General features: G+C 60.0%; 10 protein-coding genes. 8 read left to right on the plus strand and 2 right to left on the minus strand.

From position 1 onward, the window contains the following. Positions 1-59 precede the first annotated feature (59 nt). Entirely contained in the window at positions 60-281 is a 222-nt protein-coding gene (locus RCH93_RS15470; protein WP_306549322.1) for a hypothetical protein, read from the plus strand. A 10-nt stretch (positions 282-291) separates the two neighbouring features. Then, complete coding sequence (locus tag RCH93_RS15475; RefSeq protein WP_306549323.1) at positions 292-777, plus strand: GNAT family N-acetyltransferase; 486 nt, start codon at positions 292-294, stop codon at positions 775-777. Positions 778-1,053: 276 nt separating this feature from the next. Here RCH93_RS15475 and RCH93_RS15480 read toward each other — a convergent pair whose 3' ends face one another. Both RCH93_RS15480 and RCH93_RS15485 read right to left on the minus strand, forming a co-directional pair. Further along, a complete protein-coding gene (locus RCH93_RS15480) occupies positions 1,054-1,962 on the minus strand; it encodes an AEC family transporter (RefSeq protein WP_306549324.1) in 909 nt (302 codons plus the stop codon). 21 nt (positions 1,963-1,983) lie between these two features. Further along, positions 1,984-2,274 (minus strand): YciI family protein, encoded by a 291-nt coding sequence (locus tag RCH93_RS15485; protein WP_306549325.1) that lies wholly within the window; start codon positions 2,272-2,274, stop codon positions 1,984-1,986. Between the two features lie 646 nt (positions 2,275-2,920). Between RCH93_RS15485 and RCH93_RS15490 the strand changes: the two genes are divergently transcribed. From RCH93_RS15490 to RCH93_RS15515, 6 genes are all read left to right on the plus strand, one after another. Beyond that, the gene (locus tag RCH93_RS15490) at positions 2,921-4,585 is read left to right on the plus strand and encodes a methyl-accepting chemotaxis protein (protein WP_306549326.1); all 1,665 of its coding nucleotides are present in this window, start codon (positions 2,921-2,923) and stop codon (positions 4,583-4,585) included. A gap of 44 nt (positions 4,586-4,629) precedes the next feature. Next, positions 4,630-6,300 (plus strand): methyl-accepting chemotaxis protein, encoded by a 1,671-nt coding sequence (locus RCH93_RS15495; RefSeq protein WP_306549327.1) that lies wholly within the window; start codon positions 4,630-4,632, stop codon positions 6,298-6,300. 493 nt (positions 6,301-6,793) lie between these two features. After that, positions 6,794-9,661, plus strand: coding sequence for a PAS domain S-box protein (locus RCH93_RS15500; protein WP_306549328.1), 2,868 nt, complete (start codon positions 6,794-6,796; stop codon positions 9,659-9,661). Further along, positions 9,651-9,974 carry a PAS domain-containing protein gene (locus RCH93_RS15505; protein WP_306549329.1) on the plus strand — a complete coding sequence of 108 codons (324 nt, stop codon included), beginning with the start codon at positions 9,651-9,653 and terminating at the stop codon, positions 9,972-9,974. Before RCH93_RS15500 ends, RCH93_RS15505 begins: the two co-directional genes overlap by 11 nt. Further along, the gene (locus RCH93_RS15510) at positions 9,974-10,156 is read left to right on the plus strand and encodes a hypothetical protein (protein ID WP_306549330.1); all 183 of its coding nucleotides are present in this window, start codon (positions 9,974-9,976) and stop codon (positions 10,154-10,156) included. Before RCH93_RS15505 ends, RCH93_RS15510 begins: the two co-directional genes overlap by 1 nt. Further along, positions 10,153-14,574: a PAS domain S-box protein gene (locus RCH93_RS15515; RefSeq protein ID WP_306549331.1), complete on the plus strand. Its 4,422-nt coding sequence runs from the start codon at positions 10,153-10,155 to the stop codon at positions 14,572-14,574. The genes RCH93_RS15510 and RCH93_RS15515 overlap by 4 nt, the downstream gene beginning before the upstream one ends. Positions 14,575-14,684 lie beyond the last annotated feature (110 nt).

Raw genomic sequence — 14,684 nt, forward strand, 5'->3', positions numbered from 1 at the left:
TTTCTTTACCGGATCAGGTAGCGTACTGCAACCGTGAACCACCAACCAAGGCAGCGACCATGCAGAAACCCGACCGATCCGTCTTCGTCCTTTTCCTCTGTTTCCTGTTCCATCCCGAAGATTCCAGCGCGGCGGCAACCTCGCCGGGAAGACGACGGCAGTTCGCCCGTTTTGACAATCGTCTGGCAGGGACGCTTAAAATCGCCTTCTGGATTGCGGCGGTCATTCTGTTCTGGACCGGAATCCCGGTTATTTGCTGCTCCATCAGGCATTTTTTCTAAGAGGCGCACAATGTACACTCTGGAACCCCTGAGGGAAGCCCACCGACGCGCAGTGGTCGACATCTTCAACGTCCATGTCGCCCAAGGCGGGGGAACCTTCTTTGAAGAACCGGTCAGTGCGGCGTTTTTTGATCTGCTGCTGCGCGCGGTTGGCGATCACCCGGCGCAAGCGGCCACGGCAAACGGCCGTCTGGCCGGCTTTTCCCTGCTGCGGCCCTACCACACCCTGCCCGTTTTTCGACGCACAGCGGAGATCAGCACCTTTCTTGCCCCCGAGCACATGGGCAAAGGGTTGGGCGCGCTGTTGCTGGCGGAAATGGAAAACTTGGCCAAGGCGCGGCAGATCGATAACCTGCTGGCCGCCATTGCCGCCGACAATGCCATCAGCCTTAGCTTTCACGGCAAGCAGGGATTTCAACTCTGTGGCCGATTTGCCCGAATTGGCGTCAAACAAGGCAACGATCTGGACGTGGTCTGGATGCAGAAAGTGCTCTGAAGCCGTGAATGAGCGCTCGGGAGACCAGCCTACGGTTTGGGAAGTGTGTGTTTTCGACGAGCACAACGGGGTTTTGCTGTGCGCAGCATGCCTCGTTTGCTTGAGCAATGGAATCATTGCCCAATCTGTTATGCTTTTTTATCACGAAAACTGTCACTGTTTTGCCGGAGCAGCAAAAAAAACGCGGCAGGCGGCGAGACAATCGCAGCCAAAGTCAGCACTCAAGGGTTGGCCGACGCGCTGCGCGGTTCGCCCAGATTGCCGCCCCGCACAACATCACAACAGTTGCAACAGTTGATAGAGCAGCGGCAGGGTGACAAAGCTCAGCAGCACGCCCACCCCGACCATGGCGGCGGCCAGTTGCGGCGACAGGTTGACCATGATGGCCAAGCCCCCGGCCGCCACCATCGGCGGCATGCCGGCCTCCAGGATCGCCACCTGCACCGTCTCGCCCTCAAGCCCCAGCAATCGGCAGGCTAAGAAGGCCGTCAGCGGCGCAGCAACCAGCTTGATTGCCAATCCCACGGATAGTTGCCCCAACACCGCCCGGCTCAGTCGCAGGGTCAGTTGAAAACCAACCGCGATCATCACCACCGGAACCAGGGTCGCGGCCAGGGTTTCCAGCAGCGGCTGCGCCAGGGCCGGAAAAGTGACGCCGTGCAGCAGCAGGGCGCAGAGCAAAGCGAGAAAGGGCGGGAATACGACGATCTTTTTCACCACGGTGGTGATCGTCGGCTTGGCGGCGCCCGTGCCGTACAGGGCCAGGATCAGGGAACCGTAGGTTGCCAGGGCCAGGAACGAGCCGAATTGATCGTAAAACAGGGCATAGGGGATGGCGTGATCGCCGAAAAACGCTCGGACCATGGGAATGCCGAAAAACGAGGCGTTGGCCAGAGGCGCCAGCAGGAGCAAGCAACCGGTGGTGGGCCGATCCCAGGCAAACAGACGTGAGGCGGCAACAACCAGCGCCCAGGAGACCGCCAGCATCCCCCAGGGCATCAGGGCCAGGATCAGCAGATCGCTTGAGAAGGCCAACTTCGGGACCCTGAGCAGAATCATGGCCGGCAAGGAAATATGGATGACAAAGGCGTTGAGAACCAGGCCGGTGTCCCGATGAAAGCCCGGCGCCCGGCGCAGCCCCATGCCAATGAGCAGATAGGCCAGGGTGGCAACAAAATTTTCCATGGCAAGGTCTCCTCAATTCGTTCAGGCTTCGTTCAGCCCGGCATATTCGGGCAGCGTCATACTGGGGACAAACTCTGTGATCTCGTATTCGGCAACGCCATGGCGATGAAAGGGATCCTGCTTGAGGACGGCAAGCAAGGCCTCCCGGCTTTCCGCCCTGGCGAGAATGACGCCTCCGGTTCGCGGAATTTTACGGCCAGAGGCAACAAAGATCCCGCGCGCGAACTGCTCGCCCAGATACGCCACATGGGCCGGCAGCAGTCGGTCGACCTCGGGCAATGGCTTGAGGTAGGTCAACGAAACAATAAACATCAGCAAACTCCTTAACGGGAAATTATACGCAGTTGTGAGCCGTTGCATGCAGTTGGCGGTTTTGAGGCGCTGGCTTCGCGGGTCCGCAAAATCTGGCGTCTTTTTGTGACGCCCGCGATCTGAGGCCCGTCTTCTGACGCCGGCGCGACGCCTTGCGATTTCTCCGGCACAGGCCAAACGACAACCAGAAACAAACTCAACCTGAATGCAGATTGCAATGATTCAGTGCTCGGCCAACAAGCCCAGCGGTTCAACCGGGCGAAAACGTTCTCGCAACGCCCCTCGTCCGCAGCTTTAAACACTCCCACCAGCCGGTGCGCGGAGGGTCTTCAGCCGGCTCCACTGTACCTGGGCGCTTGTTTTTTTCAACCTTCGGGCAACACACAACGACAATCCGCCTCCCCTTCTCCCAAGCGGCTCCCCTCTTCTTTACCCGGCACCCACACGCTTCGTCCAAACGCCGAACTTCGTTCCATTCAACCCCGTTGCCGAACCGCAGGACAAACAATCCCTTGCAAAAATTAACAACAATTTGACAATGTTTTCGCGTTGTGCGTCAATGAACCAAGAACAAGATACGTTCTCACCAACCCCCAAACGCCAGATCCTATCTGGCTTACAACTCGCAGCAAGGAGACAATGCACAATGTTAAAAAATTTCAAAATCGGTTCACGATTGGGCTTGGCCTTTGGGCTTATTCTGGCGCTGATGATGATTGTCGGCGGCTACGCGATCAAGGACATCAAATCCCTGGACAAAGATATCGACGAGCTGGTCAACAACCGAATGGTCAAGGTTGAGCAGCTCAACATCATTATCGACAACATCAACCTCCTGGCCCGCTCCCTGCGAAACATCATTATCGACGACAACAAAGACCATCAAGCCGATGAAATGCGAAGGATTGCCGAAGCCCGCAAAAAAGTGGGAGAACTCATGGCGGAGTTGGAGAAGACCATCACCAACGAAAAAGCCATTGTGCTTTTCAATAAAATAAAAGAGGCGCGGGGGGAATACGTTCGATCCACCGAGGCCTACATGGAATTGGTCAAGGCCGGGCAGAGCGAACAGGCAAAGAAGATGCTGCTCTCCGAAATTCGCCAAACGCAAAAGCCCTATTTGGATACGCTGGAAGAGTTGATCATCCTCCAAACCAACCTCGCCAAGAAACTGGGCGCAGCGGCCGGCGAGGCAGCCTCTGCCGCAACCACCATCATCTCGGTGCTGCTGGGAACAGCCCTGGTGCTGAGCATTGTCCTGGCCATTGTCATTATCCGCTCGATCACCGCCCCAGTGGGCAAGGCCTCGGCCCTGGCCGAACTGATGGCCAAAGGCGATTTCACCACCAAACTTGACATCAATCAGCAGGATGAAATCGGCCTGATGGCCAAGTCGCTCAATTCCATGATCGAGCAGTTGGCCTCGATGATCCGGGAAATCGTCGGCGGGGTCAACCAACTGACCGCCTCTTCCGCCGACATGGCCGCCGTCTCCCAACAACTCACGTCCGCCGCCCGCGACACCTCCAGCAGGTCCGAAACCGTGGCCGCCGCCACCGAGGAGATGAACGTCAATTTCCAGTCGGTTTCAGCAGCCATGGAGCAATCCACGGCCAACGTCAACATGGTGGCCTCGTCGACCGAGGAGATGACCGCCACGGTCAACGAAATTGCCCAGAACGCAGAAAAAGCGCGGTCCATTTCCGAGGGCGCGGTCAAGCAGTCGCGCCAGACCAGTGAAAAAATGGCGGAACTGGGCGAATCGGCCCGCAAGATCGGCCGGGTAACCGAGACCATCACTGAAATTTCCGAGCAAACCAACCTCCTGGCCCTCAACGCCACCATCGAGGCGGCCAGGGCAGGCGATGCCGGCAAAGGCTTTGCGGTGGTCGCCAACGAGATCAAGGAACTGGCGCGGCAGACCGCCGAAGCCACGGTGGACATTAAAAACCAGATCAGCGAGATGCAGCGCACCACCGCCGTCACGGTCGAGGACATTGAGCGCATCTCCGAGGTGATCGTTGAAATCAACAACGTCATCAACGGCATCGCCACCGCCGTGGAAGAACAATCCGCCGCCTCCAGTGAGATCGCGGGCAACATCTCCCAGGCCTCGCAGGGCATTGCCGAGGTCAACGAGAATGTGGCCCAGTCAACGGTGGTTATCGGCGACATCGCCCGCGACATCGCCCTGATCAACCAACAATCGACCCAGGTGGACAACGGCAGCGGCCAAGTCCAAGCCAGCGCCCAGGGGTTGTCGGCCCTGGCGACGCAACTGGAAGGACTGGTTAAGCGGTTTAAGGTTTAGCATGGCGTGATTTGCGCCAACACACAACACAAGGGGGAGCGTGTATGAACTGGTTCGTTAATTTGAAAATCGGGCAAAAGTTGTTGATGGTTGCAGTGCTGGCTTCGCTGACCCTGGGCGGACTGGGCGGCTTTTTCATCAGTCAGATGCGCACGGTGTACGACGCGGCCAATTACGGCAACATCAACACCGTCCCCAGTTTGGAGGTGATGTTTCGCATCGTTGAAGGCAGCAAGGATTTCTACATCTCCACTCTGCGCCACATCCTGAACACCGACGCGGCGGGCATGGCCAGGATGGAAGACCTGATCAACAAGGCGCAGGCAAATACCGAAAAGGCGCTGGCTGATTATGAAAAACTGATTTCTGACGACACCGACCGGCAGATGCTGGCCACCGAGCGCGGCTTGTTCAGCGACTTTGTCCGCGCCGAGCAGGAAATGCTTCCCCTGTCCCGCGCCAACAAGACCGAAGAGGCCCGATTCGTGCTGCGGGAAAAAGGCCTCCCGGCGCAGGAAAAATTGAGCAAGTCGCTGGAAGAACACATGGCCTACAACATGAAATTGGCCAGCGCCGGCGACAAAACTGCCGCAGATCTGTACAGTTCGGCGCGACGCAACGGCATCATCGTCATTGTGGTCGCAGCGATTGTACTGTTCACCGTTGTCGTCCTGATCAGCCGCTCGATCACCGGGCCGGTGGCCAAGGCCTCAGCCCTGGCCGAACTGATGGCCAAAGGCAATTTCACCACCAAGCTCGACATCCAGCAGAAGGATGAAATCGGCATGATGGCCAAGTCGCTCAACAGCATGGTCGAGCAACTGGGCGGCATGATCCGGGAGATCGTTGGCGGGGTCGACACGCTCACCTCTTCCTCCACCGATCTGGCGGCGGTTTCCAAACAGTTGTCGTCCGCAGCCAAAGACACCTCGGCACGGGCCGGCACGGTTTCGGTGGCCACCGAGGAAATGAGCACTAACGTCCAATCGGTGTCGGCGGCCATGGAGCAATCCTCGGCCAACGTCAACATGGTGGCCTCGTCGACCGAGGAGATGACCGCCACAGTCAACGAGATTGCCCAGAATGCAGAAAAGGCGCGCTCCATTTCCGAAGGCGCGGTCAAGCAATCGCAGCAGGCCACGCAAAAAATGGCCATACTGGGCGAGTCGGCGCGCAAGATTGGCCGGGTGACCGAGACCATCACCGAAATTTCCGACCAGACCAACCTGTTGGCCCTCAACGCCACCATCGAGGCGGCGCGGGCCGGAGACGCGGGCAAGGGCTTTGCGGTTGTCGCCAACGAGATCAAAGAACTGGCGCGGCAAACCGCCGAGGCCACGGTGGACATTAAAAATCAGATCGGTGAAATGCAGAGCACCACCGCCACCACGGTGGAGGACATTGAACGCATTTCAACGGTTATCGCCGAAATCAACAACGTCATCAACGGCATCGCCACCGCCGTGGAAGAGCAGTCCGCCGCCTCCAGCGAGATTGCCAGCAACATCTCCCAGGCATCGCAGGGCATCGCCGAGGTCAACGAGAACGTGGCCCAAACCACGGTGGTGATTGCCGACATCAGCCGCGACATCGCCGGCATCAACGAGCAATCGACCCAGGTGGAACAGGGCAGCGACCAGGTGCAGGCCAGCGCCCAGGGGTTGTCGCAACTGGCCGTGCAACTGCACGATCTCATCAAACGCTTCAAGGTCTGACCGTTTTCCCGCTCCGGGCGGAGTCCGACGCCGGATTCCGCCCTCCCGCCCTTTTTCCCTGCCGCCGCTCTTCCTTTGCAGTTATCTGGCTGCCCTGCAGTGGCCGACGCCTTCCCGGAGAGGCTTGACCGGACGCTCTCCCGCGTGGCCACGCTTGTCGCGTTGAGGACCAAAAAGCAGAAAACACCTTAACCGCAAAGCCGCCGCAGACTGCTGGAACGCCTGTTCCAGGCCCTTACATTTGCTCAGGCGCATGGGCGCGCGTCCTGCACCTCAAAAACCACTCAAAGCCGCATTATTTTTTGCATTCACTTGGCAGCGCCGGAGCCATTATTCGCCGAGACAAACGCCAGACACCGTTTCCCTGAAAGGCCTGTCACACAAGCAATTTGCCTCAGGTTGCGCTTGTTTCTGACCTGCCCTCTGTGGTACAAAGAACCAACAATTGAGGCGAAACCCCAGTTGAATGCTTTTCCTTTCCCGGAGCATCACCATGCAAGACACCAGCCCCTCACCGACCAACCCGGAACTGAACCTCCAGTTCGTTTTGGACGCCTCGCCGGTGGCCATGCTGGTGTTCAACCACCGGGAAGAGATCATCCTGACCAATGCGCCCGCACATCGGCTGTTCGACCTTGCCGCCAACACCGGGCGACCACGGAAGTGCGGCGATTGTTTCCGGTGCGCCAACCGTCTCAAGGAGGCCCTAGGCCGCGGCCATTCTCCCCTCTGCCCCGTTTGTCCTCTCCTTAAGGATCTGCGAACAACCCTTGCCGCCACGGCAACAGAAAGCCTGGAAGGAGAGGCGCAGTTTGCACGCGAACCAGACGGCTCCCCGTTCTGGATCCGTTACAAGATCACCCCCCTGAGCATCTCCGACAAGCCTGCCGCCCTGCTCACCCTGGACGACATCACGGCACTGCGACACTCCGAGCGGCAATATGCCGTGCTGTTTCATGAAATGCTCAACGCCTTTGCCTTACACGAGATACTCTGCAATGACCAGGGGCAACCGGTCGACTACCGTTTTCTCGAGGTCAACCCCGCCTTTGCGCGCATGACCGGCCTCAAGGCCGACCAAGTGGTGGGACGCACGGTCCGGAGCGTTATTCCCGATCTCGACGAGCACTGGATACGCACCTATGGCCAGGTGGCCCTGACCGGTCAGCCGGTTCGTTTTGAAAGCTACTCGCCCGAGGTGGGCAAACATTTCTTGATCAACGCCTTCAGTCCGACACCCGGCCAGTTCGCCACCCTGTTCGAGGACATCAGCGACCTCAGGCTGGCCGAAGCCTCCCTCCAAGAAAACGAGGCCCGTTTGCGTGGCGTCACCAATTCGGCCAAGGACGCCATCGTGATGATGGACCCCGCCGGTCGCATCTCTTTCTGGAACCCTGCCGCCGAAGCCCTGTTCGGGTACACAGAGGAGGAGGCCATGGGAGCGGATCTCCACCGGCTCCTTGCGCCGCCACGCTTCCTGCATATCTATCAACAGGCATTCTCCGCATTTCAGCGGACAGGGCAAGGCAAGGCAATCGACGCCATCATTGAGCTTGCCGCCTGTCATAAACAGGGCCATGAAATTCCCATCGAGCTGTCGCTTTCCGCCCACCACCAAACGGACGGCTGGCATCCAATCGGTATCCTCCGCGACATCAGCGAACGCAAACAGGCGGAACAACTGGTCCGGCGCAATGAGGAACGGTTGCGGAAACTGGTGGAAATTCTGCAGCACCCGACCGACACCTCCCAGGAGTTCCTGGATTACGCCCTTGAACAGGCCATTCAACTGACCGGCAGCACCATCGGCTATATTTACTATTACGATGAGCAGCGGGAACAATTCAGCCTCAACTCATGGTCCAAAGAGGTCATGCCCGCCTGCGCCGTCGTCAATCCGAAAACCTGCTACGCCCTGGCGCGCACAGGCATTTGGGGCGAAGCGGTGCGACAGCGCCGTCCGATTGTGGTCAACGATTTTCAGGCCGCCGACCCATTAAAACGGGGGTACCCGGAAGGTCACGTTCCCCTGCGCAGATATATGACGGCGCCGATATTCAGCGAAGAACGGATTGTCTGTGTCATCGGCCTGGCAAACAAGGAGACCGAGTACGATCAAACCGATGTGCTGCAGACTTCCCTGCTGATGGAAACCGTGTGGAATATTGCCGAGCGTAAACGGGTGGAGGAAGAACAGAGGCGGCTGCAGACGCAGCTCAACCATGCCCAGAAGATGGAGGCCATTGGCGCCTTGGCAGGCGGCATCGCCCATGATTTCAACAACATTCTCAGCGCGGTTCTCGGCTATGCCGAGATGGCCAGAGACGACAGCCCGCGCAATTCAATGGCCGCCAAGGGCATGGAACGAGTTCTGGAAGCAGGCGGCCGGGCTGCGGCCCTGGTCAAACAGATCCTTGCCTTCAGCCGCGAGGGGAAAAGCGAACGCATCCCGGTCGATCCCGGCAGCATACTCAAGGAAGTGTCCACACTGCTGCGCCCCAGCCTGCCTTCCACCATCACCATTCAACAAAAAACCGCCGCCACCCGAGCCATTCTCGCCGATCCAACCCAGATGCACCAGATTCTCATGAATCTCTGCACCAACGCCTTCCACGCCATGGAGCAGACTGGCGGCGCCTTGGAAATCGCCATCGAGCAGGTGACCCTGTCGGCAGCCGATCTCAGCCGGCAGCCAAGCATCGCGCCCGGAGATTTTGTGATGCTCTCGGTGTCCGACACCGGTCCGGGCATTGCGCCGGAAATCCGCGACCGGATTTTTGAGCCTTACTTCACCACCAAGGGAGTCGGCCAGGGCACCGGGTTGGGCCTTTCCATTGTCCACGGCATCGTCACGGAATACGGAGGCTTCATTACCTGCGAGAGCGATGCGGGCAAGGGCTCGATCTTCCGAGTCTTTATCCCGACCATCAACGACCTGGCCAGCCTTGAACACCAGCCAGCCGAGCCGGTCCCGTCCGGCAGGGAGCACATCCTCTTGGTGGACGACGAACAGCTCCTTGCCGAAATGGGCCAGTCCATGCTCGAACGGCTCGGCTACGAGGTGACCGTCCACGCCAGCAGCGCCGACGCCTTGGCCGATTTCCAGAGGTATCCGAACCGGTTCGATGCGCTGATCACCGATCAGACCATGCCGGGCATGACCGGCCTTGCACTTGCCCGGCGGATACTGCACCTCCGTCCCGACCTGCCGATCATCCTCTGCACCGGATATAGCAGGCTTGTCGACGAGGATCAGGTCCGGAGTTGCGGCATCAGAGGATTTGTCATGAAACCATTCTCCATAAAAGAGGTGGCCGCCCTGCTCAGGACAGTGTTGGACACCAGCGACGATGCGGCCTAATCTCGACCAGCTGGCCCAGCTCAGACAGACGCGGCAGGATCTGCTGGCCATCATCAACGCCTCGCCCGAGGCGATCTTCCTGATGCGACCCGACGGCGCCGTCATCCTGGCCAACGAGGCCCTGGCCAGACGGGTGCGCACCCCCGTCGAGCAGCTTCCCGGCCGAGACATTTACAGCTTTCTGCTACCGTTCACCGTAGCTGACGGGCGGGACCATCTGGGAGGTGGAGACCCAAGGACGAACCTCGACCTGGCAACACCGTCTGCCTCATCCGGGTGCTGCTCCGCCATGACGACGGCAGCTACCCCCTGATGGTCGCCGAAAACGGGATCGGCCGGCCGCCGGAGCTGAATTGGACCCAAACCCGAACCCAGGGCATTACCCTGGTCCGCATGCCGGGCCAGAATCAACTCGGCGGCCGCTATACCCTGGATGGGCGGGACGGCACGGCCCTGACCCTGCACTTCACCCCTGAAACAAGGAAGCGCCCATGAACCACGCCACGCTGCTGATCGTCGAAGACGACGGCATTCTCGCCGCCAACCTTGAGAACACCGTTCTCCGTCTGGGATACGCGGTCCTTGGCCCGGTGGCCACCGGCGAGGAAGCGATCGCCGCCCTGGACGCCCATCAGGCCGATCTGGTGCTCATGGACATCGAACTGGCCGGCGCGCTCAACGGCATCCAGACCGCTGAAATCATCACCCGCTCGCGGGATATTCCGATTGTCTTCCTGACCGGCTTTTCCCAGGATCGCCTGTTGGAACAGGCCAAGATTGCCGCGCCCTACGGGTATCTGATCAAACCGGTCCCGGAGCGCGAACTGGCTGCGACCCTGACCATGGCCCTGCATCGGCACGCCCTGGACCGGCAGCTCAAAGAGAGCCGCGAAGCCCTGGCGCAGAGCGAGGCCCGCTATCGCAACCTGTTTGAGCATTCGCCCCTGGGCATCTTCCGCTCCACCCTGGACGGCAAGGTCCTGTCGATGAATCCGGAGATGGCGCGCATGCTCGGCTGCGCCTCCTCGGAGGAGGGAGTGGCGCACTTCACCGATCTGGCCCGCCAATTCTATGTCGATCCTCATCGCCGCACGCAGTTCACCGAGGCCCTGCTGGCCCGGGGAAACGTCCGGCACTTCGATTGTCAGGCCCGGAAAATAAATGGCGAACCGGTGTGGATTTCCCTCAACGCCCGTTTGGCCCCGGAAGATGAGGCCAGTCCCCACCACGGCGATCTGGTCATCGACGGCTTTGCCCTGGACATCAGCGAACGGAAATTGGCGGAACAGGGCCTGGAGGAGAGCGAGCAGCGCCATCGCACCTATCTGACCACCACCCCCTACGGGGTGTTTGCCATCGACCTCGAGAAACGGTTTGTGCAGGTCAACCCGTCCGCCTGCCGGATCACCGGCTACGCGGAGCAGGAGTTGCTAACCATGACCATCCACGACCTCTACTGTGCGGAGGATCGGGCCGAAACCGAACGCCACTTCCAGACGGTGCTCAAGCAGGGCCAGTTTCAGGGCGAGCTGCCGTTTCGCACCAAAGACGGGGAACGCCGTTGGATGTCGCTCACCGCGTGCAAGGTGGGCCCGCAACGGGTGGTTGGATTCTGCCACGACATCACTGAACGCTTGCGGGCGGAGGCGGCCCTGCGGGAAAGCGAAACCAATTTCCGCAATTTTTTTGCATCGATGACCGACATGGTCCTGGTCGCCGACCTGGACGGCAAAATTGTGACCGCCAACGAGATGTGTTGCCACACCCTGAGCTACAGCGTCGATGAACTCAAGGGGTTGCCAATTGCCGACCTCCACCCCGCCGAGCAACGCCGGGAGGTGGTGATGTGCCTCTCCTCCCTGTTGCGCGGGGACTCCCGTGACTGCCGCCTGCCCCTCCGCGCCAAGAACGGCGACCTGGTGCCTGTGGTTTCACGGGCCTGGTTCGGCTCCTGGGATGGAGCGGACTGCCTCTATGCCACCTGCCGGAATTTGAGCGACGAGCAGGAATTGGAACAGCGCTTTGAACGGTTGTTCCGCCATAATCCCGCCCTCATGGCCCTCAGCACGGCGGACGACCAGCGCTTTGTCGACGTCAACGAAGCTTGGCTGGAGACCACCGGCTATTCCCTGGCAGAGGTCATTGGCCGGACAGCGAGTGAACTCAATCTCTTTCCCTGCCCGGAACAGCAAGAACAGGCGGCGGAGCAGTTGCGGCGACACGGGCGAATCACCAACATCGAGATGCAGATCCGCTGCAAGGACGGCGCCCTGCGCCACGGTCTCTTTTCTGGGGAACAGATCCGCAGCCATGGCCGGTTCTCTTTCCTCACCGTGATGATCGACATCACTAAACGCAAACAGGCCGAGCAGCAACTGCGCACCACCCTGGAGCGGGTGCAGATCATTCTTTCCAGTCTGCACACCGGTATTCTGCTGATCAACAGCGAGAACCGGGTTGAATTCGTCAACCCATCCTTCTGCACCCTGTTTGATCTTGACCAAAGGCCGGAAGATCTCATCGGCCTGTCCGCCTCGGAGTTGATCCACAAAACGGAGGGGATGTTTGCCGATCCCGACAATATGGCAAACCGCATCCGAGAGCTCGTCGCCCAACAGCAGCCGGTACAAAATGAACCCATCGCCATCAAGGGGGCGCGAACCTATCTGCGCGACTTTATTCCCATCACCATCGGGCAGGCGGAACATGGCCGTCTCTGGCACCACTCTGACATCAGCGAGCGCAAACGGGCCGAGGACGCCCTGGAGAAACGGATGATCGCCCTGGTTCAGCCACTGGACAGCACCGATGATCTAGCCTTTGACGACTTGTTCAATCTGGAACAACTCCAGCGCATCCAGGATGCATTTGCCTCTGCCGCCGGCGTGGCTTCGATCATCACCCACACCGACGGCCGGCCCATCACCAGGCCCAGCAATTTCAGCCGCCTCTGCTCCGACATTATCCGCAAGACAGACATTGGCCTGCGCAACTGCCGCCGCTCCGATAGCCTGATCGGGCAGGCCTGCATCAACGGCCCAACCGTGCAGCCCTGCCTGAGTTGCGGCCTGTGGGACGCGGGCGCCGGCATTACCGTCGGCGGCCGACACATTGCCAGCTGGCTGATTGGCCAGGTCCGCGACCAAACCCAGACCGAGGAGCGGATGCGGGTTTATGCCCGGGAGATCGGCTCCGACGAGGAGCAGTTCATCGAGGCTTTTCGCGAGGTCCCGACCATGTCGCGCGACCAGTTCGAGAAGGTCGGCCAGGCCCTTTTCACGCTTGCCAATCATCTGTCGGCCTCGGCCTACCAAAATGTGCAACAGGCACGATTCATCACCGAGCGCAAGAGGGCCGAGGCGTTGCTGCGGGAAAGCGAGGCCCGCTATCGTGAACTGGTGGAAAACGCCAACAGCATCATCCTGCGCATGGACAATGAGGGCAGGTTGCTCTTTTTCAACGAATACGCCCAACGCTTTTTTGGCTACCAGGCCGACGAGGTGATCGGCAAAAGCGTGATCGGCTCCATCGTGCCCGAGACCGAGTTCACCGGCAGGGATCTGCGGGGCATGATCGCTGACCTTGGCCACCGGCCCGCCCGTTATGCGACCAATGAAAACGAAAACATGCGTCGGGACGGCAGCCGCGTCTGGGTCTCGTGGACCAACAGACCACTGTACAATGCCCAGGGCGAAGTCAGCGAAATCCTCTGCGTGGGCAACGACATCACCGACCGTAAACGCGCCGAGGCGGAGACGCGGCAGTTACAGGCCCAGCTCATTCAGGCCCAGAAACTGGAGGCCATCGGCACCCTGGCCGGCGGCATCGCCCATGATTTCAACAACATCCTCGCCGCGGTCATCGGCTATGCCGACATGGCCAAGGAGAGCGTTCCCCCTGAAAGCCGCGTGGCCAAGGACCTGGAACAGATCCTCAAGGCAGGCCATCGGGCCAAAGACCTGGTGCAGCATATACTTGCCTTCAGCCGTCAGGCAGCGACCGAGCCGGTCACTCTCTATCCGGCGCTCATCGTCGGCGAGGTAATCAAGATGCTTCGCCCCTCGCTGCCGTCCACCATTGCCATCGAGCAGCAGATCGACAGCAAAGCCGGGCCGGTGCACATCGACCCCACCCAGTTGCACCAGATTCTGATGAACTTGTGCACCAATGCCTATCACGCCATGGAGGAGACCGGCGGCCAACTGACTCTTGGCCTCGCCACCCGCCAACTCGATGCCGAGGAGGCCAGCCTCCAGCCGCAGGCGCAGGCAGGCGCCTATGTCCAGCTCACGGTCGCCGACACCGGCTGCGGCATCGCCCCGGACGTCCGGGAACGGATCTTCGATCCCTTCTTCACCACCAAGGAAACCGGCAGGGGCACCGGCATGGGTCTTTCCATCCTCCACGGCATCGTCGCCGGCAATGGCGGCTTCATTACCTTGGACAGCGCGCCGGGCCAGGGATCGGTGTTCCGCGTCCACCTGCCCGTGGCGCCCCCGGCGCCGGTGGTGGAAGGCGCCCAGAGCGAACCGACGCCGGTCGGCAGCGAACATATCCTGTTCGTCGACGACGAGGAAATCCTGACCACCATGACCCAAACCATCCTCGAACGGCTCGGCTACCGGGTGACGGTGCGCACCAGCAGCCTCGAGGCCCTGACCACCTTTCACAATCAACCCGAGCAATTCGACCTGGTGATCACCGACCAGACCATGCCGGGCATGACCGGAATGGACCTGGCCCGCCGGATGATCCAGATACGACCCGATATCCCGATCATTCTCTGCACCGGTTACAGCACCCTCATCTCGGAGGAGAAGGCTAAGGCCCACGGCATCCGTGGCTTTGCCCTCAAACCGATCACCAAGAACGACCTGGCGGTACTGATTCGCACGGTGCTCAAAACGCCCTGAGGACGGCCGCCGACATTTTACTTGCCGGATCGGGCTTTTTTCCCTACGATTTTGCCCGGCTCCTGCTTCAAGGAAAAACTGCAAACAATCCGAAGGCGCCACGCCCCGAA

It is taken from the genome of Desulfobulbus sp., from assembly GCF_030824455.1.
Taxonomy (GTDB): domain Bacteria; phylum Desulfobacterota; class Desulfobulbia; order Desulfobulbales; family Desulfobulbaceae; genus Desulfobulbus.

Coding starts and splice junctions, on each gene's coding strand:
- RCH93_RS15480 (WP_306549324.1), bottom strand. CDS start 1,962: ATGGAAAATTTTGTTGCCACCCTGGCCTATCTGCTCATTGGCATGGGG.
- RCH93_RS15475 (WP_306549323.1), top strand. CDS start 292: ATGTACACTCTGGAACCCCTGAGGGAAGCCCACCGACGCGCAGTGGTC.
- RCH93_RS15500 (WP_306549328.1), top strand. CDS start 6,794: ATGCAAGACACCAGCCCCTCACCGACCAACCCGGAACTGAACCTCCAG.
- RCH93_RS15495 (WP_306549327.1), top strand. CDS start 4,630: ATGAACTGGTTCGTTAATTTGAAAATCGGGCAAAAGTTGTTGATGGTT.
- RCH93_RS15470 (WP_306549322.1), top strand. CDS start 60: ATGCAGAAACCCGACCGATCCGTCTTCGTCCTTTTCCTCTGTTTCCTG.
- RCH93_RS15515 (WP_306549331.1), top strand. CDS start 10,153: ATGAACCACGCCACGCTGCTGATCGTCGAAGACGACGGCATTCTCGCC.
- RCH93_RS15510 (WP_306549330.1), top strand. CDS start 9,974: ATGGTCGCCGAAAACGGGATCGGCCGGCCGCCGGAGCTGAATTGGACC.
- RCH93_RS15490 (WP_306549326.1), top strand. CDS start 2,921: ATGTTAAAAAATTTCAAAATCGGTTCACGATTGGGCTTGGCCTTTGGG.
- RCH93_RS15505 (WP_306549329.1), top strand. CDS start 9,651: ATGCGGCCTAATCTCGACCAGCTGGCCCAGCTCAGACAGACGCGGCAG.
- RCH93_RS15485 (WP_306549325.1), bottom strand. CDS start 2,274: ATGTTTATTGTTTCGTTGACCTACCTCAAGCCATTGCCCGAGGTCGAC.